Origin of the sequence: Desulfitobacterium dichloroeliminans LMG P-21439 (genome assembly GCF_000243135.2) — a bacterium.
GTDB lineage: Bacteria > Bacillota > Desulfitobacteriia > Desulfitobacteriales > Desulfitobacteriaceae > Desulfitobacterium > Desulfitobacterium dichloroeliminans.
This window is the reverse complement of record NC_019903.1, coordinates 3,134,641-3,159,707: the sequence shown is the minus strand read 5'-3', so window position 1 is coordinate 3,159,707 and position 25,067 is coordinate 3,134,641. Positions and strand designations below refer to the sequence as shown.

Sequence of the window (25,067 nt, the reverse complement as noted above, 5' to 3'; positions counted from 1 at the left end):
TAATACTCTAAGAGGAGTCAAGTTTTACCAAATGGCTACATGGATGAAGATTTTGCAGGTATATGAGTGTTATTTTTACTTGAGAGACCAAGGCTAGCATCTGGTTGGGGCTGGACCTTATCTTGCGACTGAAGATCCTTATACCAAAGACTATGGCGATGTTTTACATAGTCGTGGTCGATATAACCGGTGAACATTCCAGGTAGCAGGGCGCGATTTTCCTTGATGAGGAAGGCCGCTAGGTGGCCGACAATGCCGAGGATGAGTAAGACTGTTCCGATATTATGAAGCATTGTAGTCCAATAGAGAAGCGAACTCGACAGCTCCACACCGGGAACATTCTTATACATTTTGATTAACCCGGTAAGGATGAGCAGGAGCACATTACCGCCGATAAATAGATAGGCTAGGCGTTGCTCGGCTAGATATTTATGAGAGGGGGGTTCCTGGCCCTTGGTGAACATGGCTTTGATAATAAGGTAGGATTCTTTTAGATCCCCACGACGAGGGAAGATATCAAATTCTTTGCGAATAAAGGCATTAATGAGGTGATAGAAGGTGATAAAGATGAGGAGAACCGCTGCCAGGTAATGAAGGCCAATCGTGATGAAGTAATCGCCGAGCCATTCTGCCCCGGGAAGCTTGGTAACATTATACCGATTGTAGAGGGGCATTTGACCGAGGCCGGTGAGAATTAATATGAAGATGGAGAGGGCTGTTGCCCAATGAACGAAGCGATTGATAGCACTTTGGCGTAAGACCTTCCCCTCTTTTCCCTTAGTTTTCGTTGTGGTCATGCTCTTCTTCCTCCTCTCGCAGATTAACAGGGGATGAGGTGATGTCTTTGATCGGCTTACCCTTGAGGGTCCGATAGGCGGTTATGCCTGCTGCTGCTGCACCGGCAAAGGGGGCGATGATAGCGCTGTGGAATAATCCCTTTTCGCTTTCAAGGTAATTATCGACCTTTACGGGCATGCCTGGGCGTCCGGGAGATGTGTCTTTTTTCTCCTTTTTATCAGCTTTGATAGCTTTATCGATCTTGTCAAAGGGGACGCTGGAGACATAGAGGGTGGCAGTGCCGCCGTTTTCTTGATCTCCATAAACATAACCGCCTATCTCTTGGGCTTTTTTATGGGCTAGTGCTTTTATCTCCTCACGAGGGCCAATGGTTAATGCTCCTTGGGGACAGGCTTGGACGCAAGCGGGTTGCTTTCCGACCGCGAGGAGGTCGCTGCAGAGATCGCATTTATACATAACACCACCGCCTGCCAGATCAGGAGCGATCTGAAGATAGAGACCCACCCCGGCTTGGCGTTGGGGGATACCCCAGGGGCAGACATCGCGACATTTTGCTCCTCCGAAGCAGATTTCATCATCGATGGACACGGCCCCGGTGCTCTCTTTGGTAATCGCACTAAAGGGACAGAGTTTCAAGCATGTGGGGTTATCACAATGCATGCAGCGTCTGGGAACATGGACATCGTGTTCAAGGCCGTTGTGCTCGACTTTGACGTTGTCAACAAAGGTCCAATTGTAAGGTGTAAGACGGGAGGTAAGCTCTCTTTTGCCGGACCAGTCTTCTACCTTTTTTTGTGGCCAATACATTTTGAGAGGTTTCTGCGGCTCGGGAAAGCGATTTTGATTGTGTTGGCGACAGGCAGTCACGCAAAGTGGGGTGGGTCTGCCTTTACAGCCATCACATTGGGTAAGATCGATTAAAGTTCCTAGTTTTTCGTTAGTCAGTTCGGAAGCTTGAACGGATGGGCTAAAGCCAGTGGCGGCAAGTGCGCCCAATAAGCTAGCGGCTGAAGTCCGCTTGAGAAAGGCGCGGCGAGAAATTTTATTTTTCATACGGATACCCCCTATAGGTATTTAATACTCTCTTATTTTTTTATCATACCTTGTGGGGAATTGCAAGGGAAAAATTTAGTGATGCTTTCTAGAGAATTGCTCGCATTTGGTCGATATTTACATTTGTTCACCAAAAGTTCACACTTTCTTAAGAGGAAGTTAAGAATTGTCTGTTATACTATACGATATAATACTATCTGGATAGGTATACTGGCTTGGAGTTCGGTTGAGAGGAGTTGGCTGGTTTGAGTGTGTGCCCAATGTGTAGTTCGAGAGAGACTGGCAAGATTAACCGAGGAAGATACTTTTGCGGAGAATGTTGCCATGAGTGGACTGTGGAAAATGAAGGTAGTATTACGGTATATAGAATCACCAGTGATGGGACCATCGTGCGCTTGCGTCCTAAAGCGAACCTTACCGTGGACCTTTCTACAGCAGCTTGCTGATACAATGGATATAGATAATATGGAAGTAGTTAATAGAAGTAAATATTTTTAAAAAATTCCTGTAGGTAATATGTCCTGCAGGAATTTCGTTATTTTGAAAGAAGTAATAATAAGTAATAAATCTAAGAAATCTGCTGAACAATGCAAATATTAGATGAAAAGAGGCAAAGAGATGGCGAATCTCCAACAATTCGACATTAGTGAATCCATAAAGCTTTTAAGGTTAGACCAGGATCAGTTGAATCTCTTAAAGGATTTCAAGCCTATTATGGAGAGGGATGTCGACCAGATCGTCGACGAATTTTATGCTCATATTATGAAGCTTCCTCGACTCGGTGGGATTATCAATGAATTTTCATCTGTAGAACGGCTTAGAGGTTTACAAAGAAACTATCTATTATCCATTTTCCCAGATACGATTACTGAAGAGTATATTAATGGGCGGATTAAAATCGGCAATACTCATAAGCGCATTAATTTACCACCTTTTGTTTACTTGAGTTCGTACCAGACTTTTTTCGATTTAATTTTACCGAGAATTTTTGCTCATTACCGTAAGAAACCGGAGCAAGCGATGCGTTTAAGCTTAGCTGTCCTGCGCATTTTTAGCTTTGACCAACAGGTGGTTATGGCCAGCTACATACAGTCCTATATGGCTGAAATAGATAAAAAGGATGATTTGGAAAAAGCCTACGGGGAGATTGATCTTCTCCAGCGTCGAGTCAGTGAAGCCAGTCAAGCCTTAGCAGCAACCTCGGAACAAACAGCAGCCTCGGCAGCTCAAATGCATGAGGCTACTGAGCAAATCTCTCACAACGCCGGCGATGCCGCAGAGTTTTCCCGTCAGGTGGACAGTCTCGCTCAAGAAGGGGCTCAGAAGATTCAACAAATCTCGGAGCGGATTCTTGGGTTGGCGGGTATGTCCGAAAAGATGCAGGAAAAGATGACGGAGCTTGACCACAGTTCGGCTCGGATTGCTAATATTACCGACGTGATTAAAGAGATTGCTGCGCAGACCAATCTTTTGGCTCTGAACGCGGCTATTGAAGCAGCTCGAGCCGGTGAATCAGGAAGAGGCTTTGGGGTCGTGGCAGAGGAAGTGAAAAAACTTGCCAATAATTCAGAGCAATCCGTTAAAGAAATTAGTTCGATGATTGCTTTGACTCGGCAAAATACAACTGCGGTGAGCAAGGTCATTGAAGATACCACGAAGGCCATGCATGAAGCGGCGGCTGAGGCGCATGGAGTGGTCGATCGCTTTGGGGATATCATGTCGGCTATACAATCCAGTATTCAACAAGTTCGCGAGATTGCTTCGCAAATTGATGCTTTGACCATGACAGCTGGACAGATTGGGGCAGCTTCCGAGGATGTGGCTAATTCTGCTACTTCCTTAGCTCACATGGGCTTAAGAGAATAGGGATATTTAGATAGGAACATAATCCGAGGGAGAGAGGGATATTGTGAGATCAGAGGCTTTATACATCCGCAGAATGTGGAACTTCTCTAAAGCATTAGATCTTGCCCTAGTGGATGAAGAGATAGTGATCGGGCAGAATCTTCCTATTGGCATGAGGCATGGGGAGAGGGTCGGATACATGTGTTTAAGAATTGGCTTGACCCTGGGGATGTCCCATAATGAGCTGGTTCGCCTGCTCATCGCCGGTCTGATGCATGATATCGGTGCGGTGGGGGGATTTCATAAATTCCATGGAATTCCTTATTGGATGAAGGAGCATGCTCTTCTGGGAGCAGAGATTATCAAGCGCTTTCCGGAGGGGGAGATATTATCCGAGGCTATTCTTCACCATCATGAGGCCCCTCATCGTAACTATGCGGCCTTGAAGGCTGATCCATCCCAGGTGAGCCTCGTGGCAAAAATCATTTCGTTCGCGGATAAGGTGGATGTGAATCTTTCGCGGAAGGTGCTTAACCGGGAAGAACGAGGGAAGCTAATCCAGTGGGTCAAAGAGCATGAAGGAAGAAGCCTCTATGCGGAGGTTGTCCCTCCTTTTCTAAAGTTGGTTAAGACAGAAGCTTTTTGGCTGGATTTAGAGCACCAAGACCTGCTTCAGGTTTCCTTGGATCTTCTTTTTGATCAATGGGATATCTGGTCCACCTCTAGAATTGATGATAAGCAAACGTATATCTTGGCGAAAACGTTTGCTAGACTAATTGACCAAAAGAGTGCTTTTACAGCCTGCCATTCTCAAGATGTGGCTTCTAATGTCGAGAGATTGGCAATCGGGATTGGCTGGGATAAAAAAGCCTGCAAAGCGATTAGAATCGCCGGTTTGCTGCATGATCTGGGCAAGCTTTCCGTGCCCAAGAAAATCCTCGATAAGCCGGGACCCCTTGAATCCCATGAGGTCGAGGTGATTCGGACTCACACCTATTACACGTATCATCTGTTGGCTGGGGCAGGGTTTCCCCATCATGTGATTCAATGGGCGGCTTTCCATCATGAGCGTTTGGATGGGCAAGGGTATCCCTTTGGTATCTCTGAGGAGAAACTAAACACAGGGGCACGCCTCATGACCATAGCCGATATGTTTACTGCATTAACTGAGGATCGTCCTTATCGAGAGGCGCTCAGCGCTGAAAAGGCTCTCGAAATCATTGGGCGGGGTGTGGGTACCTCCGTAGATTCTAACCTCATGGAACGGGCGCGTAAAATTTTGCTCTAGATCACTACTGGGACGAATTGAATTTTTAAATTTCATGATGGGAATATTACACGTTGGGACAAAGGACAGGGAGCCTTTGTCCTTTCTTATGAGGCAGAATTGTTATTTTTTTATTTTGGGGTTATGATACTCACTAAGGAAAGGCTCGTTCAGATTCTTTTAAAGAAGGTGTAGTGGTGTTTTATTCTTTTGAGTTAGAACAGTTTCTAGGAGATTTGTTGCCCGAGCGGGAGCCATTATTCCTAGAGATGGAGGAGCAGGCTCTAAAGGAGACTATCCCGGTTGTTACCCCCCCTGTGGGGAATTTTTTGTCTTGGTTGGTTAAGGTTAGTGGTGCATCACGGATTCTTGAGGTAGGGACAGCTATCGGTTACTCTACCCTTTGGTTGGCTAAGGGATTGGAGAATCGTGAGGGGAAAATTACGACGATTGATATGAATGTTGATCGAGGGACTCGAGCCATAGAATATTTTAAACGTGGTGGTGTGTCAGCGAAGATTCAGGTTCTCCTAGGGGATGCACGCAAGCTATTGCCAGATTTCCAGGCGGGCGAATTTGATTTTGTGTTCGTGGATGCGGCTAAAGGAGAGTATCTGGATTATCTGGAATTGGTCACACCTTTGGTCGGTGCGGGGGGGATCCTCGTCGTCGACAATGTGCTCTTTCGTGGGTGGGTGGTGCCGGGTGCTGAATATGCTCCTAAGTATGAGCGCATGGTCAGTCATTTACGGGAGTTTTTAAGTCGACTGAATCAGAACCCCGAGTTTCAAACCAGTATCCTTCCTTTAGGGGATGGGTTAGCGGTAAGTTTACGAAGGGACTTTTCAAATTGACTTTTCCTGTCTACAATAGAGAGTAGTAATGGATAAGCCATAGGTCATAGATCTAATAATAAGTAATCCAACGAGTAAGCAAATTACTGAAAAGAGGTAGAAATATGAAACGATTCGATGGTCGCGAGACATCTGAGCTTAGACCTATAAAAATTACTCGAGGGTATACTCGTATTCCTGAAGGGTCTGTTCTTATCGAGGTGGGCATGACCCGAGTCATTTGCACCGCTACAGTGGAGGAAAAGGTGCCTCTTTTTAAAAAGGGTAGCGGAGTCGGTTGGGTTACAGCTGAGTATTCTATGCTGCCGCGAGCGACTCAAACCCGCAACCAACGTGAAGCCAGCAAGGGTAAGCTGACAGGCCGAACCATGGAAATTCAGCGTTTGATTGGGAGAGCGCTGCGTTCCGTTGTCGATCTCAAAAAGCTGGGAGAGCGGACCATCTGGCTGGACTGTGATGTTATCCAAGCTGATGGAGGGACTCGTACGGCTTCGATTACCGGAGCTTATGTAGCTTTAGTCGATGCGGTGAATTATCTTCTGACCAAAGGTTTATTAAAAGAAAACCCAATCATTGATTCCTTAGCGGCGGTTTCTGTGGGAAAAGTCGGTGGGGTGGCTCTTTTGGATCTTGCTTATGAAGAGGATTCTAAAGCTGAAGTGGATATGAATGTGGTGTTGACCGGGCAAGGGAAATTTGTAGAGATACAAGGTACCGCTGAAGATATTCCCTTTGATCGTGAAGAGTTAAATAAGTTTTTAGAGCTAGCGGAGAAGGGAATCCACGAGTTAATCCGCGAGCAAAAAGCGGCTCTTCAAGTGCTGTAGAATACCTAATGAACAGTGTGTGACTATTAGAGGGATTGAAAGCAGGTTGGTTATGAAGGTTTTGCTAGCAACGAAAAATCTCGGTAAGGTAAAAGAGCTTCAGGATCTTCTTTCGGGAGAAGATATAGAGGTGATTTCATTAGAGGATATCGAGGATTGGGAAGAGGTCGAGGAAACAGGAGTGACCTTTGCTGAAAATGCGGCCATGAAGGCGAGAATTGCAGCTGAGCGTACAGGGCTGATCTCACTAGCGGATGATTCCGGTCTAGAAGTGGACGCCCTAGATGGGGCTCCTGGGGTATATTCCGCGCGCTATGCGGGGGAATCTAAAGATGATGATAAAAACAATGATAAGTTATTAAATGAGCTGGAAGGGGTACCAGAAGCCCAACGCACTGGGCGCTTTCGTTGTGCTTTAGTCATTGCTACCCCAGCTGGAGAAGAATTTTTAACTGAGGGTGCGGTAGAGGGACGGATTTTGAATGAGCGTCGTGGCAAAGAAGGATTTGGCTATGATCCATTATTCTATTTGCCGGATTTTGGGCGAACCATGGCTCAACTTAATTTGTGTCAAAAGAATAAAATCAGTCATCGAGCACAGGCGTTATTAAACGCTATCCCGGTTTTAAAGGAAATTGCGCAAAGGCATACGACTCGTAAAGAAAACTTTTAAAAGTGCTTGACTATAGTAATCGAATCAGATAGAATAATCATTGTCACGAAAACGGGGTATAGCGCAGTTTGGTAGCGCGCCTGCCTTGGGAGCAGGAGGCCGGGGGTTCAAATCCCTCTGCCCCGACCAATTTTCGATGTTCGAGCTCCCTTTATTGGGCGCCTGTAGCTCAGTCGGATAGAGCATCTGCCTTCTAAGCAGGTTGTCGGGAGTTCGAATCTCTCCAGGCGCACCATTTAAACTTTAACGTGGTGGTTGTGGCGAAGTGGTTAACGCACCGGATTGTGGCTCCGGCACTCGGGGGTTCAAGTCCCCTCATCCACCCCATACGAAAGCAAAAGCCGTGCAGCGCACGGCTTTTTTTGTACGAATAAGGATGAGGGGACTTGAACGGGCGGAAAAAGAAAAGCCGACCTTTGGGAGGGTTTTCCCGCCCCGGCGTGATAGCGAGCGAGAGCGAGCGGAGCAAGTCCCCTCATCCACCCCATACGAAAGCAAAAGCCGTGCAGCGCACGGCTTTTTTTGTATGAAAAGGGATGAGGGGACTTGAACGGGCGGAGATAGAAAAGCCGACCTTTGGGAGGGTTTTCCCGCCCCGGCGTGATAGCGAGCGAAAGCGAGCGGAGCAAGTCCCCTCATCCACCCCAATAACGAAGGTGAAGCACCAGATATCTGGTGCTTTTTTGATACATACGAAAAACTTGGGATTCATGACTTGACTAAAGTTTTTAAAAAAGTCATACTAGTCAATGAGTGAGTAAGCGAAACAGAGTTTTGATTGATGAAACTTTATACCTGATTGGAGGATTTTTTAAGTGGCAGAAAAATATGTTCAAACGTTGGAACGTTCTTTGGATATTTTAGAAGTTCTTGCCCATACTGAGGAACCTTTGGGAGTAACAGAAATAGGGAACCGAATTAGTCTACACAAAAGTACTGTGCATCGAATTCTGCAAACCTTATGCTATCGAGGTTATGTAGAAAAGGAGAAGAACAGTGAACGCTATAAGCTAGGAATCAAAATTGTGGAGTTGGGAATTCGTTTCTTCAATGATCTTGAAATTCGCAAGGTGGCAGGACCTGTTTTAGAAGATTTGGCCAAGGAACTTGATGAAGTGGTCCACTTAGTGCTTCATGATGACGGTGAAGTCGTTTATATTGATAAAAGGGAAAGCTCACACGTAGTTAGTATGCGTTCTAAAGTCGGTCGACGCGCACCTATGCATTGTACTGCGGTCGGGAAGGCTCTTCTTTCCACTATGCCTGATGAGGAAGTCGTGAGAATTCTCGAGAGCAAGGGAATGCCGGGCTTTACCCCGCATACAATGGTCGAGCCAGCAGAGCTCATCAAGAATCTAGAGGAAATTCGTCAGACCCAGATTTCTGTAGAATATGAAGAGAACGAGATTGGTATTATTTGTCTGGGTACTCCTATCTATGATTTCTCAGGACGGGCGATTGGAGCTATTAGTGTTTCAGGACCGGCTGCTCGCATGAGAGAAAAGGGAATTGACTCGATTGGTCAAGAAATGAAGAAGAGCGGCGAGATTATTTCTGCTAAATTAGGATATGCCTATTTCCGGGGTCCAGGAATGTAGTCTATGCTAAAATCGAACGAATAAATATAATAATTTTTTGAAAATTCCCTATTGACCTTCTGGGGAAGAGATGATAATATAGCTTCAAGAAACATTGAAACGACGTATCAAATAATGAAACAACATCTGTTTGATGCATTGCTTTTGCCAGCTTCACAATGGTATACCCTGTTTCTTCTCTATTTTTCTTATCTCTTTCCTTTTTTCTTTTTTTTAAAGCAACTATGAAACGTAGTTTCATAATGTGAGACAAGCCAAGCCTAAAAATTAAGGAGTGTGACGGAATGAATGCAATGAGATTAACTGTACCGAGCTACAATCCAGTAAAACAATGCCAGGGCTATTCCCTACAAGACGAGAATAAGGTAGCGGCACAGATTTTGTCCTATCAGCTTGCTCATCTTTTTCTGAAGCGCTATTCAGGGACTTGGCAGATAAAGAAGGAAGAAATCCTCCTGCAATTAGAGGGTTTCGAACAACCCCTGCGGTTTGAATTAAATACGGGAACTATACGGTATAAGACCCTAAGGGCATCGCTTGTCTCTCGCTATTCAGTAGAAAGAGGCCTGAGTCGTTTGGCTGATGACATTTCTAAGGATTTTGCCTTTCCTTTGAGCTCTGCTGAGACTAAGGATGATTTGTTTGAGCTGTTTGTAAAGCTAATTGAAATTTACCATGCTCGGTGTGGACTAAAGATTGCCCAATGCGAGAAGGGGAATAATCTGCTAGGGTGGGAACTGATCCTCGGTGATGAGAAACTCCGTGGTTGGATTAGCTCAGAGTTTGTCGCTGAAAATCGCTTTGGAGAGCGGATGAACATTCTTAATTGGTTCAAACTCCGCCCTGAAAAAATGGCAGCCTATGTTTTTGGCTTTCATCGATTCTGTGAGAATTATCCATCTCCCGTGATAACTATTCAATAATTACTGGATAACCCTATTTATTAATCATTAAATAACAAAAATATAAGTGACATAACTTAGCGAGGCAGGGATTTTCCTGCCTCGTTTTGATGTCCTATACCTGAAATGCTGCGTAATTATTCATAGCATATAAAAATGTAGATTTCGTCCAGATAATTAAAATATTACTAAGTTTTGTAGAATGTTGAGATTATTAAATAAACTTTTTCACAATGGGTTGAAAGAAAATATGGATGAGTTATAATAGTCTCAGTGACTTGAATTGATACGCAGTTCAATTTATTTGCATCGGTGGTCTGACCATCTAACAGTGAAGGGGGAAATTAAAGTGGGGGTTTTAGCAGAAAAGTATGAAATGCTAAACACGTGTAACAAATGTGGTTTCTGTCATACTGCTTGTAAGACATACAAAGTTGATGGAGCTGAGCCAATGGTTTCTCGGGGAAGAATCCAATTAATCAAAGCAGTGGTCGATGGGAAAATCGAGCCTGACGCGGATTATGAGGATGCTATCAATAGCTGCTTGCTTTGTGGAGAGTGTGCTGTTGCTTGTCCCAGTGGAGTCAGCGCTAAAGAACTGGTCATGGCAGCTCGTCGTGATCTGAAGCTCAGAAAAGGAGTTAAACCTTTTGCTAAGTCTTATGCCCTTAACACCTTAGCCAACCCGCATAAACTTGAACGGGCATTTAAGCTCTTTGGTGGACTTGGCAAGAATGTCCTTAAAAAAGTCGACGGTATGGACTATTTCCGTGGTGTCGATATTAAAGGAATGAATGTGGCTCGCGTCCCATTCCTTAACCAAGTACCGGAAAGAATTCTTGTAGCACAACCTAAGCATAAAGTTGCTTTTTATGTCGGTTGCTTCTTAAACTTTTCACTTGATGATACAGCTAATTCCGTGGTTAAAGTTTTAACCAAGAATGACTGTGAAGTGATTATCCCCAAAGATCAAGTGTGCTGTGGATTGCCTCAATACGCTTATGGCGATTTCGAGACGGCTAAAGTGAATGCTCGTAAAACCATTGATACTTTCCTAGCTAAAGATGTTGAAGCCATCATTACTGCTTGTGGATCCTGTGCAGCTATGCTAAAAGAAGACTATCTTAAACTCTTTGCTGATGATGCATCCTATCTGCCAAAAGTAAAGATGTTCTGCGCTAAAGTAAAAGAGTTCTCTGAATATATGGCTGAAATCGGGGTGGATGAAAGTAAATTCCATAATTCTGCTCCCGTCAAGGTAACTTACCACGATCCATGCCATATGGTTCGCGGCATCAAAGTTAAAACACAACCCCGTCAGATGTTAAAGAGCCTGCCGAGAGTTGAATATATAGAGATGTTCGAAGCCGATCGTTGCTGTGGAGCTTCCGGACTGGTCCAAGCCTTCTATCATGAAATGGCTACCAATATTACACGTCAAAAGGCCAAGAACATTCAAGACAGCGGTGCTGAAGTTGTAGCTACCAGCTGCCCTGCCTGCATTATGAGATTACAAGGCGGAATCAATATGGCCGGTGGAAAACAAAAAGTAATGCACGTAGCTGATTTGATGGCTAAAGCTTACGAAGACTAGATTCTGAAGATCCATTAAAGCAGGAATGCTTTTAAGTAAATGAGTGGAAAGGCGGGTAGTCATGAGCAATACAATCATTAGTGAGTTAAAAGGGATTGTCGGCGAGAGTTATGTCTTGGACAATCCTGGGGATATGGCCCAATATCTTAAGGGAGATGGAAAGACAACGGCTGTTGTTTTCCCTGGAGATACAGCGGAAGTTTCTAATATCGTCAAGTTAGCCAATGCGCAAAACGTAAAAATCTCCGTCGCCGGTTTAGTCGCCGATACGAAGGATTTAGAGGGCGGAATCGTTCTGATCATGAACCGCATGAATAAAATGCTGGAGATTGACAGCAAGAATTTCGTTGCTACTGTACAACCGGGTATGCTTCATCAGGATTTTGTCCAACAGCTTGAGGCTGATGGATACTTATTCCCTGTGGAGCCCTATGCAGTGGATACTAGCTCCGTTGGTGGTTGCTTTGCCATCGGAGATGCGGATTCCAAATCCTTCAACTATGGTCCGACGAGGACCTTCATGATGGGATTTGAGATGGTAATGGCTACTGGTGAGGTTATGTTCATCGGTAATAAGTGCATTAAGAACGTTTCCGGCTATGATTTTATTCACTTTGCCGTGGGAAGCCAAGGAACCTTTGGCATCTTTACGAAAATCTTAGTCAAGCTTCTACCTCAACCTGCTGCGAAAAAGGCTGTTGTTGCCCGCTTTGATTGCATGGAAGAAGCCAATAAAACATTCAGCACCTTGCTTAAACGTCACATTCATCCAGACCGGATGAATCTTGTGAGTGCATCGTTAGCTAAAGAGATTCTTCCGGGAGAAGGACATCTGGTTCTGATTGATTTGGAAGGTTTTAATAATTCCGGTACGAAACTGGCCAATGAAATCGAAGCTATTCTTTGCTTAGGCGGGGGTAAGGACGTTCAAATCATCACGGACAAAGAAGCTTATGAAAAGCTTATTCAGGGCTGGCTTAAAGTGCGTCAAACCATTAATAATGCACCGGAAAGTGTTCTGGAATTTGCTGTAGGTCCTATGAAAATGCCGCAAGCCTTGGCTCAATTAAAGGCAATGAACGGTGCCCTAAGCGATTATCCCGGAGTCGTTGTCGAAGGACTTCTCGGAGCTGTTATGTTGTTGCTGCCTGAGAATACAGATAAAATGGCTCTTGCTCGTAAAGTAAACGATATGGCTATGTCCTTAGGTGGTAATGTTACTGGCCTCCTTGGTCATAAGCTTATGTGTGAAGCGTTTAATGATGAACAGATGTGGTCGGAGACAGCGGGTCTGCTCGACGGACTGCGGAAGCAATTCGACCCCAACGGTATTCTCAATCCAGGTGTAAAGCTGTTGGCTTAAGAAAGAAGGAGGGCTGAAAATGTTATCTCAAACAATTATTGATCGACTGCAAGAGATTGTCGGAGAGAAAAATGTGGTGACTCGTCCCACAGAGCTCTACGCATACGGCTATGACGGTACATTGCTCAGCGGTGACGCGATGGGCGTTGTGTTTCCACAAAGTACCGATCAAGTGGTTGAACTTGTCAAATATATGAATGAGCAAAATATTAAGATGGTTCCTCGGGGTGCCGGTACCAACGTTAGTGGTGGTACGATCCCTTCAGAGAAATCAATCGTTGTGAACTGCACGCGGATGACGAAGGTGCTGGAGATTGATACGGAGAATTTTGTCGCCGTTGTTGAGCCAGGGGTAGTTAACTTTGATCTGCAACAAGAGCTCGAGAAATACGGTTTTTACTATCCTCCCGATCCTTCTTCCTGGAAGGCTTCGACTCTGGGCGGTAATATCGGAGAGTGTTCCGGTGGACCTCGTTGCTTTAAGTATGGGGTAACCCGTGACTCCATTCTCGGCTTAGAAGTCGTTTTGCCCAATGGCAAAGTTATTCGTACGGGTGGACGGAACTTTAAAAGCGAACCGGGTCTTGATTTGACCCGTATCATTGTCGGTTCTGAAGGAACTTTAGGGTATGTTACCAAAGCATATCTGCGAATTTTACCCAAGCCGACCACGAAAAAGACGATGTTGGCTGTTTATAGTAAGGTAGAAGAGGCTTCTCAGACCGTTGCAGACATCGTTGCGGCTGGAATTATCCCCACGACGTTAGAAATGATGGACAACCTGCTCATCAATACCACTGAGGATTATTGTCATGCTGGATTGCCTCGTGATGCGGGAGCTATTCTCATCATCGAAATCGATGGTTATCCGGAAGATATGGAGGAGCAAATCGCGACCATTCGTGGCGTCACTGAGAAAGCAAATGCCAGGGACTTCAAAATTGCTCAGTCAGCTGCAGAAGTAGACCAAATCTGGCTCTCTCGCCGGGTCGCTTTTGGATCGGTTGCCCGTGTTAAGCCTTGCTATTCGATTCAGGATATTACCTTGCCGAGAGACAAGTTTCCACAAGCGATTGAGGGGATTCTCAAGGTGGCTAAGGATTACGATATGATTATCGGTATCGTAGCCCATGCTGGTGACGGCAATGTTCACCCCTTGGTGCTCTTCGATCAACGGAATCCTGATGAAGTTGAGCGGGTTCATGCTGCTGAACAAGCGCTGTGTGAACTGGCCGTCGATCTCGGCGGTACTATGAGTGGCGAGCATGGCATCGGGATTGTTAAGAAAAAATATCTAGATAAGGAATTCACTCCGGAAGCTATGGAAACATTCCGTAAGCTGAAGAGAACCTTTGACCCTGCTAACCGCTTTAACCCAGAAAAGATCATTTCTATATAAGTTTATAAATTGCAGTTTTCAATGAAAACTCTAAAGAAACCTAGTACAGGGCCTGCGGACTTGTACTAGGTTTCTTATTTTAGGTAGCTCCCATCGCAGTGCTTATCTGATCAACTATACAGAATGTCTTATACTAGTCATCGTATTTATTCTGATTTAGACTTATGTGATTCCTGGAGTTGCGCCTCAAATTACTGTCTAATAACCGAGCTAGAGAATAAACAAGTATTGTGCTAAAATGATTTAGAAGCTTTTTAAAATTAAAGGCTACAATAAATTGGGAGTTGATCGTATGGAAAAAAGATTATTTAATCTGGGTGAACTTGCGAAGTTTGATGCCAATGTGCCGCAAAAAGTCGTAGTGTACCAATCTGGAAAGACTCTAGCAGCTATGTGGTGCCTAGAACCCGGACAAGAAGTATTCCTGCATATGCATCCCAACGCTGATGATGTATGGATTTGCCTTGAAGGTGAATCTGGATTGTACTTTGCAGGTGATGGTAAAGAAGTCCCTATCTCCAAAGGAATGGCGATTCTCGCTGAGCCAGGCCAAACTCATGGCATGAGAAACACCGGTAAGGATCGCTTCGTCTTCATTGGTGTAGCAGCTCCTGTACCTGTCCAAACTGAAAGATTAGATTGATTGCAGAACCACATAACTAAAACTTAACTTTACCTTAATGAACTTAATGCTCTTGGCAAAAGGGGTGTGATGCACTCCCTTCGCTGAGAGCATTTTTGCGCTCCGAAGCTAACGTACTTGCACCAGTAGATGATTTTTTTGAGATGAAATTAGTTTTGTCCCCCCCGAAAAAGGAATAATGGGCTCGTAATTATAGATGAAAGCGCTAAAACCGAATTCGGAGAATCAAAAATAATAATTGGGAGAGAGAAAACATGAAAAAACAAATCGCACTCATATTGACAGCGGCCCTTATGGCTCTGCCGGTATCCCCGGTAATGGTACTAGCAGATACTACAGAAGAGACCGCTATTGTGTCCGCAACAGAAATCGATCCGGGAACTCTTCCTGATTCCCCCTTGTATTGGCTCGATGAGCTAGTTGAGAAATTGCAGGTTGCTCTTACTTTCGATTCTCAGAAGAAAATTAAACTTCTAGAGGAACATGCCAATGAAAGTATGGCAGAAATCTTAGCTCTGGCCAAGAAAGTAAATGACGATGAGAAAAACGAGGTAGTCACGGAGACCGAGGAAGCTACGGAGACCGAGGAAACCGAGGAGGCTGCGAAATCAATTTCTGAAAAGAAGCTCAAAGCTTTTGAGAAGGCTTTAACTCGCTATAATGAAAAGATTGCTAATGCCCAAGAAATTTTAACCCAACTGGAGAATCCGGAGTCAGAAGAATATAAAAATCTCCAAGAAGCTTTTACCAAGGTCAATGCTAATAATGTCATTGTCCTAGGAGGCCTGCTGGAAAAACTTCCTCCTCAAGCTTCCCAAAGACTTGCACTGAATATTGTCCGTTCTATGGAAAAGGCAGTAGATAAGATGGAGAAAATGGAAGCAAAGAATCAAGAAGAGGAAAAGACAACAGAGGATGATGTAACGGAGACCGATGCAGTAGATGAGACAACACCGGGTGTTGAGGATGCCGATGCTCTTGAAAAAGAAAATGCTAAGGCAATGGACAAACAAACAAAAGAAGATTACAAAGCACTGCGTAAGGAAGCAAAAGATACTTTGAAACAGTTACAAGCGGAATTAGGGCTAAAGGGTCCAGATAAAGATAAAGAAAATAACCAAGCTAAAGATGATGATAATGACCAAGTTCGTGATAATAAGGAAGCAGATAAATCAAACTCTGACAAGAACCGCAGTCGTGACAATCAAAATGACAATAAGGACAAGAATGCCCGCGATCGTGACGACGATCGGGGGAATGTGAAAGGAAGTCAGGAGCAAGACTAAGGTGCTTGTAGAGTTTTTCTATACATTAATATGTAAAGCAAAATAACCCAAAGCAAAAAAGCCGTTTTCTTTAGAGGTAAGCGCAAGAGGCCATTGCAAAACGAACAGATGAGTTCGTCAAGCAATGGCCTCACTCATGCTTGCTCCGTCGCTACACGACGATCACGACGGAGCGGAAAAATGCTCCCGAAATAAAAAAAGCACACTCATTTAGTGCGCTTAATCTTTTAATTTGGTGCGAGAGAAGGGACTTGAACCCCCACGGTTTCCCGCTGGAACCTAAATCCAGTGCGTCTGCCAGTTCCGCCACTCTCGCATGTTTGTTGCTGCACGTATGATTATAGCGTAGTTCTGATTAAAAGACAAGCTTTTTTATATGCTCATTATCTGCTAAAATATGGAATATAATATACTTGATTCAAGATTATGTTATAATGAGTTAAAATAATAAAAGATAAGCTAAACCCTAAGGAGGACAATAGCGTGGAGGAGTTAAGGGTCTTGGTATTTTCCGCTACCTTTGGAGCAGGTCATATTAGAGCTGCTGAAGCATTGATCGAAGCCTTACGCGAAAAATCACCAAATGCAGAAATTACCCACTTGGATTTTCTTGCTTTTATAAGTAAAAGATTTAATACACTTGCCAAGAATACATATATAAAATTGATTAAGCATACCCCAAAGCTCTACGGAATGTTTTATTATCGGACCTCTAAAATACGTCAGGATTCCTTGTTCCAACGATTTATTAATATCGTGGGGCGCAAAGAATTCTTGGATTATATCAAAAAACTAAATCCTGACGTGATTATCTGTACTTATCCAGTTATTGGAGTAGTTTTAGGCGAGCTACGTAATAAGGGAGTCTTAGATTGTAAGGTCGCCTCTGTAGTTACAGACTATGGGGTACATAGCCAATATATCCATCGCGGTGTGGATCTCTATATTGTTGGGTGTCAGGATGTCTATGATGGACTGCGAGCGGAAGGAATTGCTCCTGAACGTATTAAAATTACCGGCATCCCGGTAAGTCCGAAGTTTGAGCAAGTCCTTGATCGAGAAGAAGTGTCGCAACGGCTGAATCTGAAACCGATTCGCCCCACCATTCTCGTTATGGGGGGAGCTTACGGGGTGTTAGGCGGTTCTAAACAAATATGTAAGTTGCTCTTGAATTCTGAGACCTCCCTGCAGATCCTGGTCGTTTGCGGACGGGATGAAAAGCTTTATCGTACCCTCGAAGGCCTTGAAGGGCATAATCCTATGGTTTGTTATGGTTATATCAAAAATGTTGAAGAGCTGATGAGCGTTGCCGATTTAATTATCACTAAGGCCGGCGGGCTCACAGTATCTGAATCCTTAACGAAGAAGCTACCCATGATAGTCTTTAAGCCTATCCCAGGTCAAGAAGCCGAAAATGCGCACTTCTTAGAGAGGATTGGGGCCGCCAAATTGGCTACCACTGAGGAGGAGTTGGAGGAAACCATTACATTTCTCCTTAGTCATCCGGAGGAGATTGAGAACATGCGTAAAGCTGCCGCCAATGCTTTGCCGGGCCATGCTAGTGAAAGAGCAGTTGAACATATCCTTGCTATACTCTAATGAAATGATGTATACTTTTTAAAATAGGGCCTTTGAAGCCTTGACAACTTGATTTTAGGCATACTGTCTGGTAGAATGGTCAGGAAATTTGTTATTAGTACCTTTGGATAAGTCCATCTGAAGCAACTTTCCTTAATGGAAACCTTGCTTTGAAGGGGGAACGCAAAGTTCCCCCTTTAGCACTTGTTTGAAAAGCAGGAGTAGGCAATAAATGACGAAAAATGTCAAGTTTGCCTCAAGGAAATTCCGGACAAACTAGTTTCAGCATGAGGATGAACATAGATATGTTTTTTTTCCAAAGGAAGTATTAAGGGGGAGCACAGCAAATGTCAGTAAAAATGGAGAAAATAGAAAAGAATTCTGTGGAGCTTGAAGTGACCGTCGATGCGAAAGTATTTAGTGCAGCAGTAAACAAGGCTGCCAAAGCATTAGCTAGTAAAGTGAACGTACCGGGTTTCCGCAAAGGGAAAGCGCCACGCATCATGGTTGAACGTCACGTAGGAACTGCCGCACTCTATAACGATGCTGCGGATGATATTCTTGGTGCTGAGTACATGAAGGCTGTGGATGAAGCAGGAATCGAGCCGGTCGATCGCCCGGAGATCGAGCTTGTCCAAATAGAAGATGGCCAGGACTTGATTTTTAAGGCTAAGGTTACTGTGAAGCCTGAAGTTGAACTAGGAAGCTATCAGGGCTTAGAAGTGGAAAAGACGGCTGCTATGGTGACTGATGAGGAAGTAGAGCAAGATCTTGTTCGTAAGCAAGATCAACATGCTAAGATTCTCAATCTTGAAGAGGGATCTGTTCAAGATAAAGATAATACTAATATTGACTTTTCAGGTTCTGTCGACGGAGTTCTTTTTGACGGAGGTACCGCTGAAGGCTATGATTTAGTCATCGGATCCGGTTCGTTTATCCCTGGTTTTGAAGAGCAATTAATCGGAGCGCAAATTGGACAGGAAGTTGATGTCAACGTTCGCTTCCCAGATGAATATCATGTTGAAGACCTTAAAGGTAAGGAAGCTTTGTTTAAGGTCAAAGTCAACAGAATTAAGAGAAAAGAAATAGCTGCTTTGGATGATGAATTCGCCAAAGATATCAGCGAATTTGAGACTCTTGATGAATTGAAAGCAGACTTGAGAGACAAACTGATGAAAGCGGCAGAACAACGTGCAGAAGCGGAATATAAAAATGCTGTCGTTGCTAAAGCCGTAGATCATGCGAGTGTCGAAATCCCAACAGCTATGATTGATAATCGTATTGGTATGATGCTCGAGGATATGGCGCAGAATCTTTCTTATCAAGGTCTGGACCTAGAAACCTATTGTCAGTATACGGGTACCAGCATGGATTCCTTAAAAGAAAACATTCGCCCTCAAGCTTCGGAGAATGTCAAAACCGAACTCGTTCTAGAAGCAATTGCTAAAGCAGAAGGAATTGAAGTAACCGAAGAAGAACTAAATAGCGAATTAGCAAAACTCGCAGAACGTTATCAGACCAGCCCGGAAAATTTGAAACAGGCCCTCATGGCACGTGGTGAGATTGGCATGTATCGCCAGAGCTTAGTTTCCGAAAAAACGGTAAACTTCCTCGTCGAACAGGCATAGTCTATGTGCAGAGGTATTCTGTGCTAAAGAGGTGAGAGGAATGGCAAAGTACAACGACGAAAAGAACCAGCTTAAATGTTCGTTCTGTGGAAAGACTCAAGACCAGGTTAAAAAGTTAGTTGCTGGCCCTGGTGTATATATTTGCGATGAGTGCATTGAACTCTGCAATGAAATCATTGAGGAAGAGCTCAATGAAGATTTAGGGATGGAGATTGGAGATATTCCAAAACCCAAAGAAATACGGGCGATTCTCGACCAGTATGTGATTGGGCAGGATGAGGCCAAAAAGGCTTTGTCAGTTGCTGTTTATAACCACTATAAACGAATCAATCTGGGTATGAAAATCGATGATGTGGAACTCCAAAAGTCGAATATCGTGATGCTGGGACCTACCGGATCAGGCAAAACGTTGCTTGCTTCAACGTTGGCCAAAGTTCTGAATGTGCCTTTTGCAATTGCGGATGCGACCTCTTTGACAGAGGCTGGCTATGTGGGCGAAGACGTCGAGAATATCCTCCTCAAGCTGATTCAAGCTGCAGATTATGATGTGGAGAAAGCTGAAAAAGGCATTGTCTACATTGATGAAATTGATAAAATTGCTCGTAAATCAGAGAATCCTTCCATCACCCGTGACGTATCCGGGGAAGGAGTGCAACAGGCACTTCTGAAGATTCTAGAAGGAACTGTAGCTAGCGTCCCGCCCCAAGGGGGTCGTAAGCATCCTCATCAGGAGTTCATCCAATTGGATACCACGAATATCTTGTTCATCGTGGGCGGAGCTTTTGATGGGATCGATAAGATTATCCAAAACCGCATCGGGAAAAAGGTGATGGGCTTTGGAGCTGAGATTAAGGCAAAGGGCGAGCAGAATATTGGGGAGTCACTCAAAGAGCTTCTCCCTGCTGACCTTCTTAAATTTGGTCTGATTCCAGAGTTCGTCGGACGTTTGCCGGTTATGGTCAAACTGGATGCTTTGGATGAGGAAGCTTTGGTGCGGATTCTGACTGAACCTAAGAACGCTTTAGTGAAGCAGTATGAAAAGCTCCTTGAGCTCGATGGGGTCGCCCTGGAATTCAAGGAAGATGCACTCCAAGGGATTGCGGAAGAAGCGATTCGACGCAATACCGGGGCTCGGGGCCTAAGAGCCATCATGGAAGAGGTTATGCTCAATGTGATGTATGACCTGCCATCCCGTAGTGATGTGACCAAGTGCGTCGTCACCAAAGATGCCATCGCCAAGAAGGAAGAACCACTGCTCGTGACTATCGATAAAAACAAGAAAAATAAAAAAGAAGAATCAGCATAAAAACTGAGGCAAGGAGTTATCCTTGCCTCAGTTTTTTGCAAAAAGGGGTCAGGCCCCTCTTTTCACATTATTATTAAAAGTCTCTTCGCGGGCAATACTAGCAAGTATAAAAAGTATTAGCCTCAGGAGGGAATAAAACTATGGCTGGCTTAACCGGAATCGTTATGATGGTACAGTTTATCTTTGCCGTCATCATTGGCTTGTATTTTTGGGGTCTGCTTAAATCCCAACAAGGGAATAAGGTCTCAATCGAGAGGGAATCTAAGAAAGAATTAGAGAAGTTAGAAAAGATGCGGAAAATCGCTCTTACTACTCCATTGTCCGAGAAGACTCGACCTGCTCATTTTGAAGAAATTGTGGGGCAGATGGAGGGGATTAAAGCGTTACGGGCGGCTTTATGTGGGCCCAATCCTCAGCATGTTTTGGTTTATGGGCCTCCCGGTATAGGAAAAACGGCTGCGGCCCGTTTGGTTCTTGAAGAAGCAAAAAAGAATCCCCTTTCCCCATTTAAGGAAGAAGCTAAGTTCATAGAAATCGATGGGGCTACGGCTCGCTTTGATGAACGAGGGATTGCAGATCCCTTGATCGGTTCGGTCCATGATCCAATCTACCAGGGAGCTGGAGCCATGGGTATGGCCGGCATACCGCAGCCAAAGGCTGGAGCGGTAACGAAGGCCCATGGGGGAGTGCTCTTTATCGATGAGATCGGGGAACTTCATCCTATCCAGATTAATAAACTGTTGAAAGTATTGGAAGACCGAAAGGTCATTTTAGAAAGCTCTTATTACAGCTCAGAAGACACTAATGTTCCTGCTCACATTCACGATATTTTTCAAAATGGTTTGCCTGCGGATTTTCGTATGGTGGGAGCAACCACTCGGAGTCCGGAAGAGATTCCGCCGGCTATCCGCTCCAGATGTATGGAGATTTTTTTTCGTTCCCTCTTACCAGAAGAAATCGCCCAGATTGCTCGAGGTGCAGCTGCTAAGATGGAGATTCCCATCACAATGAGCGCCCTCAATGTGGTCAAATTGTATGCAACGAATGGACGTGAGGCAGTTAATATCGTTCAACTGGCCGCGGGTGTAGCCCAAACGGATAAGCAGATGGAGATCAATGCAGCCACAGTGGAATGGGTGGTTACTTCAGGTCAATATGTTCCCCGGCCCGATCGCAAGGTTCCTCTCGAAGCGGAAGCTGGTTTGGTTAACGGTCTGGCAGTCTATGGTCCCAATATGGGGATGCTCTTGGAGTTAGAGGTTACAGCCAATTCTGTGGCCCCTGGCACGGGAGAGCTCTTAGTTACGGGCATCATCGAAGAAGAGGAGCAAAGAAGTAACTTTAAGAAAACACGTCGCAAAAGTATGGCTAGAAGTTCAGTCGAAAATGTGCTAACTGTCATTCGGCGACAACTGGGGATATTCCCCCATGACTATGATATCCATGTGAACTTCCCAGGAGGGGTGCCTATTGATGGACCTTCGGCAGGGATTGCCATGGCTACGGCTGTGGTATCGGCGATTCGTAAAGAGAAGGTGGATAATTACCTAGCAATGACCGGTGAACTATCTATTCGAGGTGGGGTGAAGCCCGTAGGAGGGGTTCCGGCTAAGCTTGAGGCAGCCCATCAAGCGGGTTGCCGTAGGGTGTTTATTCCTAAAGAAAATTGGCAGGAACGATTCAAAAATTTCGCGGAGGGAATGGAAGTTATCCCTGTTGAGACACTCAATGAAGTCTTGGCGGGAGCACTACTGGCTGACCCTCATAAAGAAAAGGTGGTAAACCCTACCCCTTTAGATGAGATTTTGGCGCGGCTGGAGATTAACCCCAAGACGAATCCATCCTCGGTCAATTTGCCTGACCAAGGACAATCATGCTAGAATAGATGAAACAGAGAATGGCACACTAGTAGTAGTGTGCTTTTTCAGTCTAGCTGAAAAAAGATAATCTGTGGTTGTTATACCATTACCCATTGGGTAGGGAGGGAATTAAATGAGTAAAGAAAGAGAATTACCGTTGCTCCCCTTGAGAGGGATTCTGGTCTTTCCGTATATGGTCATCCATTTAGATGTCGGGCGGGAACGCTCCATGGCTGCTATCGAGCAAGCTATGCTGGACGATCGAATCCTACTTTTGTCAACGCAAAAAGTGACAGAGATTGATTCACCTCAGCCTGATGACATTCATACGATCGGTACTCTAGCCGAAATCAAGCAACTCCTAAAGCTTCCCGGGGGGACGATGCGTGTTCTCGTGGAAGGGAAGCAGCGGGGAAAAATTCTCGAGTACATAGCAGAAGAGCCCTATTTTAAGGTGCGGGTTGAAGAGGATGAAGAGGGAGTAAGTGATATTACCCCGGAAATTGATGCCTTGACCCATGGGGTAATCCACCAGTTCGAAGAATATGCCAAGCTCAGCAAAAAAGTTCCCCAAGAGACCTTGGGCACGGTTCTGGGAGTTAGTGATCCCGGGCGTTTGGCAGATATTGTGGCCTCCCATTTGAATCTAAAGATTGGGGATAAACAATCCATCTTAGAAGCTCTTGATGTAGCTGAGCGACTAGAGCGGTTAACAGAAATTATTATGCGGGAAAATGAAGTCCTTGAGTTGGAGCGACGCATCGGTCTTCGTGTTCGTAAGCAGATGGAAAAGACTCAGAAGGAATATTATTTGCGGGAGCAAATGAAGGCAATTCAGAAGGAATTAGGGGATAAGGACGAAAAGCAAGCTGAGGTCGAGGAGTATCGCGAGAAAGTTGCTCAGGGAAAGTTTCCCAAAGAAGTAGAAGAGCGAGCTTTAAAGGAAATCGACCGTCTGGAGAAGATGCCCCAAGCGTCCTCGGAAGGAACAGTGGTGCGTACCTATTTGGATTGGATTATTGCCCTTCCTTGGACGCAAATAAGCAAGGATAAGATGGATATCAAGCGTGCCGAAAAGATCTTGAATGAGGATCATTATGGTCTGGAAAAAGTGAAAGAACGGATTCTTGAGTTCTTAGCGATTCGCAAGCTGACACCCAAGATGAAGAGTCCCATCATCTGCTTTGTGGGACCACCGGGAGTAGGTAAAACCTCCTTGGCTAAGTCCGTAGCCAGTGCTCTTGATCGGAAATTTGTGCGCATGTCTTTGGGTGGAGTTCGTGATGAAGCTGAGATTCGAGGGCACCGGCGGACCTATATCGGGGCTCTGCCGGGGCGGATTATTCAAGGGATGAGGAACGCAGGAACAGCAAATCCTGTCTTTTTGCTCGATGAAATCGATAAGATGGCCTCGGACTTCCGTGGTGATCCGGCGTCAGCGCTCCTCGAGGTCCTCGATCCTGAGCAAAACAATAGCTTTTCTGACCATTACCTGGATTTGCCCTACGATCTATCGCGTACCCTCTTCATTATGACAGCCAATACTGTGCATTCCATACCGCAACCTCTCCTAGATCGGATGGAGGTCATCTCCCTGAGCGGCTACACCGAGGAGGAAAAGGTCAATATTGCTAAACGCTATCTTGTGCCTAAGCAACTCAAAGCCCATGGCTTGAAGAACGCTCAATTGGTGGTCGAGGACGAGATTCTTCTGAAGATCGTCCAAGGCTATACTCGTGAATCAGGGGTGCGGAATCTCGAGCGGCAGATTGCCAATCTGTGCCGTAAAGTCGCCACACGGGTAGTAAAAAAGGAATGGATGACTGAGACTCTGACTCCGGAGATGTTGGAGGAGCTCTTAGGAGCTCAGCGTTATCATTTTGAAAAGGCAAGACTGAAACCAGAAATTGGGGCAGCCACAGGTTTAGCTTATACACAAGTGGGTGGGGATGTCCTAACCATTGAGGTCGTTCCGCTGCCCGGTAAAGGGCAGCTGACTTTAACAGGTAAGCTGGGAGATGTGATGAAGGAATCTGCCTATGCGGGACGGACCTTTATTCGTTCCCATTCCCGTGAATTAGGGATACCGGATGATTTTTATGAAAAGACCGATCTCCATATCCATGTTCCGGAAGGAGCGATTCCCAAGGACGGCCCTTCTGCGGGAATTACTATGGCTACTGCTATGGCCTCGGCTTTAACTAAACGGGCAGTACCTTCTGATTTAGCCATGACGGGTGAAATCACCTTGCGAGGTAATGTCTTACCGATCGGCGGGGTCAAGGAAAAGGTCCTGGCAGCCCATCGGGCAGGGATCAAGAAGGTGATTTTGCCAGAGCAAAACCGCAAGGACCTAGAAGAAGTACCTAAGAATGTGTGCGAGGAAATGGAGTTTCACTTTGTGAGTCGGATGGAAGAAGTGGCTCAGATTGCCTTGCTGCCTGTGGCCGAATCTGAGGAATACTTAGGGAGTAGGAATCGTTTCCCTATTTTTGGGGAAGGGGATATCCCGGGGGCGGTTCAAACACCGGAGCATCCTATTTCGTAGGCGGGATAGAGGGTTAGTGGGTTGGTGGGACAGATATCCTGTCCCA

The 25,067-nt window shown here is 45.1% G+C and carries 19 protein-coding genes and 4 tRNA genes; 20 read left to right on the top strand and 3 right to left on the bottom strand.

The genetic code is table 11. The features are described from left to right. Positions 1-35 precede the first annotated feature (35 nt). A complete protein-coding gene (locus DESDI_RS15040; RefSeq protein WP_015263466.1) occupies positions 36-797 on the bottom strand; it encodes a formate dehydrogenase subunit gamma in 762 nt (253 codons plus the stop codon). Next, a complete protein-coding gene (locus tag DESDI_RS15035; RefSeq protein ID WP_015263465.1) occupies positions 778-1,851 on the bottom strand; it encodes a 4Fe-4S dicluster domain-containing protein in 1,074 nt (357 codons plus the stop codon). The genes DESDI_RS15040 and DESDI_RS15035 overlap by 20 nt, the downstream gene beginning before the upstream one ends. A 618-nt stretch (positions 1,852-2,469) precedes the next feature. On the opposite strand from DESDI_RS15035, the gene DESDI_RS15025 reads away from it, so the two are divergent. The 15 genes from DESDI_RS15025 (at position 2,470) to DESDI_RS14950 (ending at position 16,102) form a co-directional block, all read left to right on the top strand. Next, positions 2,470-3,717 carry a globin-coupled sensor protein gene (locus DESDI_RS15025; protein ID WP_015263463.1) on the top strand — a complete coding sequence of 416 codons (1,248 nt, stop codon included), beginning with the start codon at positions 2,470-2,472 and terminating at the stop codon, positions 3,715-3,717. Positions 3,718-3,760: 43 nt separating this feature from the next. Further along, positions 3,761-4,984, top strand: coding sequence for an HD domain-containing phosphohydrolase (locus DESDI_RS15020; RefSeq protein ID WP_015263462.1), 1,224 nt, complete (start codon positions 3,761-3,763; stop codon positions 4,982-4,984). Between the two features lie 176 nt (positions 4,985-5,160). Continuing rightward, entirely contained in the window at positions 5,161-5,817 is a 657-nt protein-coding gene (locus DESDI_RS15015; RefSeq protein ID WP_015263461.1) for an O-methyltransferase, read from the top strand. Positions 5,818-5,921: 104 nt separating this feature from the next. Then, complete coding sequence (gene rph, locus DESDI_RS15010; protein WP_015263460.1) at positions 5,922-6,644, top strand: ribonuclease PH; 723 nt, start codon at positions 5,922-5,924, stop codon at positions 6,642-6,644. Positions 6,645-6,696: 52 nt separating this feature from the next. After that, positions 6,697-7,317, top strand: a complete 621-nt coding sequence (locus DESDI_RS15005; RefSeq protein ID WP_015263459.1) for an XTP/dITP diphosphatase — start codon at positions 6,697-6,699, stop codon at positions 7,315-7,317. 52 nt (positions 7,318-7,369) lie between these two features. Then, a tRNA-Pro gene (locus tag DESDI_RS15000) sits at positions 7,370-7,446 on the top strand. 29 nt (positions 7,447-7,475) lie between these two features. Continuing rightward, positions 7,476-7,552 (top strand) — tRNA-Arg (locus DESDI_RS14995). Between the two features lie 16 nt (positions 7,553-7,568). Continuing rightward, positions 7,569-7,644 (top strand) — tRNA-His (locus DESDI_RS14990). Positions 7,645-8,132: 488 nt separating this feature from the next. After that, positions 8,133-8,915 (top strand): IclR family transcriptional regulator, encoded by a 783-nt coding sequence (locus DESDI_RS14980; protein WP_015263458.1) that lies wholly within the window; start codon positions 8,133-8,135, stop codon positions 8,913-8,915. Positions 8,916-9,199: 284 nt separating this feature from the next. Beyond that, positions 9,200-9,838, top strand: a complete 639-nt coding sequence (locus DESDI_RS14975; protein ID WP_015263457.1) for a hypothetical protein — start codon at positions 9,200-9,202, stop codon at positions 9,836-9,838. A gap of 328 nt (positions 9,839-10,166) precedes the next feature. Beyond that, complete coding sequence (locus DESDI_RS14970) at positions 10,167-11,411, top strand: (Fe-S)-binding protein (RefSeq protein ID WP_015263456.1); 1,245 nt, start codon at positions 10,167-10,169, stop codon at positions 11,409-11,411. A 61-nt stretch (positions 11,412-11,472) separates the two neighbouring features. Continuing rightward, entirely contained in the window at positions 11,473-12,774 is a 1,302-nt protein-coding gene (locus DESDI_RS14965) for an FAD-binding oxidoreductase (protein ID WP_015263455.1), read from the top strand. A gap of 19 nt (positions 12,775-12,793) precedes the next feature. Next, positions 12,794-14,173, top strand: coding sequence for an FAD-binding oxidoreductase (locus tag DESDI_RS14960; RefSeq protein ID WP_015263454.1), 1,380 nt, complete (start codon positions 12,794-12,796; stop codon positions 14,171-14,173). 292 nt (positions 14,174-14,465) lie between these two features. Beyond that, complete coding sequence (locus DESDI_RS14955) at positions 14,466-14,816, top strand: cupin domain-containing protein (RefSeq protein ID WP_015263453.1); 351 nt, start codon at positions 14,466-14,468, stop codon at positions 14,814-14,816. Positions 14,817-15,070: 254 nt separating this feature from the next. Then, positions 15,071-16,102, top strand: coding sequence for a DUF5667 domain-containing protein (locus tag DESDI_RS14950; RefSeq protein WP_015263452.1), 1,032 nt, complete (start codon positions 15,071-15,073; stop codon positions 16,100-16,102). 233 nt (positions 16,103-16,335) lie between these two features. On the opposite strand, the gene DESDI_RS14945 is transcribed toward DESDI_RS14950, so the two are convergent. Then, a tRNA-Leu gene (locus DESDI_RS14945) sits at positions 16,336-16,418 on the bottom strand. Positions 16,419-16,585: 167 nt separating this feature from the next. Between DESDI_RS14945 and DESDI_RS14940 the strand changes: the two genes are divergently transcribed. The 5 genes from DESDI_RS14940 (at position 16,586) to lon (ending at position 25,021) form a co-directional block, all read left to right on the top strand. Further along, positions 16,586-17,701 (top strand): MGDG synthase family glycosyltransferase, encoded by a 1,116-nt coding sequence (locus DESDI_RS14940; RefSeq protein WP_015263451.1) that lies wholly within the window; start codon positions 16,586-16,588, stop codon positions 17,699-17,701. Between the two features lie 326 nt (positions 17,702-18,027). Next, positions 18,028-19,308, top strand: a complete 1,281-nt coding sequence (tig, locus tag DESDI_RS14935; protein ID WP_015263450.1) for a trigger factor — start codon at positions 18,028-18,030, stop codon at positions 19,306-19,308. 40 nt (positions 19,309-19,348) lie between these two features. Further along, entirely contained in the window at positions 19,349-20,614 is a 1,266-nt protein-coding gene (gene clpX, locus DESDI_RS14930) for an ATP-dependent Clp protease ATP-binding subunit ClpX (RefSeq protein WP_015263449.1), read from the top strand. A 140-nt stretch (positions 20,615-20,754) separates the two neighbouring features. Next, positions 20,755-22,494, top strand: a complete 1,740-nt coding sequence (gene lonB, locus DESDI_RS14925; protein ID WP_015263448.1) for an ATP-dependent protease LonB — start codon at positions 20,755-20,757, stop codon at positions 22,492-22,494. A gap of 112 nt (positions 22,495-22,606) precedes the next feature. After that, complete coding sequence (gene lon / locus DESDI_RS14920) at positions 22,607-25,021, top strand: endopeptidase La (RefSeq protein ID WP_015263447.1); 2,415 nt, start codon at positions 22,607-22,609, stop codon at positions 25,019-25,021. Positions 25,022-25,067 lie beyond the last annotated feature (46 nt).

Bases quoted from the DNA above. Each gene is read 5' to 3' on its own strand.
- DESDI_RS15040 (WP_015263466.1), bottom strand. From the start codon at position 797: ATGACCACAACGAAAACTAAGGGAAAAGAGGGGAAGGTCTTACGCCAA.
- DESDI_RS15035 (WP_015263465.1), bottom strand. From the start codon at position 1,851: ATGAAAAATAAAATTTCTCGCCGCGCCTTTCTCAAGCGGACTTCAGCC.
- DESDI_RS15025 (WP_015263463.1), top strand. From the start codon at position 2,470: ATGGCGAATCTCCAACAATTCGACATTAGTGAATCCATAAAGCTTTTA.
- rph (WP_015263460.1), top strand. From the start codon at position 5,922: ATGAAACGATTCGATGGTCGCGAGACATCTGAGCTTAGACCTATAAAA.
- DESDI_RS15005 (WP_015263459.1), top strand. From the start codon at position 6,697: ATGAAGGTTTTGCTAGCAACGAAAAATCTCGGTAAGGTAAAAGAGCTT.
- DESDI_RS14975 (WP_015263457.1), top strand. From the start codon at position 9,200: ATGAATGCAATGAGATTAACTGTACCGAGCTACAATCCAGTAAAACAA.
- DESDI_RS14965 (WP_015263455.1), top strand. From the start codon at position 11,473: ATGAGCAATACAATCATTAGTGAGTTAAAAGGGATTGTCGGCGAGAGT.
- DESDI_RS14960 (WP_015263454.1), top strand. From the start codon at position 12,794: ATGTTATCTCAAACAATTATTGATCGACTGCAAGAGATTGTCGGAGAG.
- DESDI_RS14955 (WP_015263453.1), top strand. From the start codon at position 14,466: ATGGAAAAAAGATTATTTAATCTGGGTGAACTTGCGAAGTTTGATGCC.
- DESDI_RS14950 (WP_015263452.1), top strand. From the start codon at position 15,071: ATGAAAAAACAAATCGCACTCATATTGACAGCGGCCCTTATGGCTCTG.
- tig (WP_015263450.1), top strand. From the start codon at position 18,028: ATGTCAGTAAAAATGGAGAAAATAGAAAAGAATTCTGTGGAGCTTGAA.
- clpX (WP_015263449.1), top strand. From the start codon at position 19,349: ATGGCAAAGTACAACGACGAAAAGAACCAGCTTAAATGTTCGTTCTGT.
- lonB (WP_015263448.1), top strand. From the start codon at position 20,755: ATGGCTGGCTTAACCGGAATCGTTATGATGGTACAGTTTATCTTTGCC.
- lon (WP_015263447.1), top strand. From the start codon at position 22,607: ATGAGTAAAGAAAGAGAATTACCGTTGCTCCCCTTGAGAGGGATTCTG.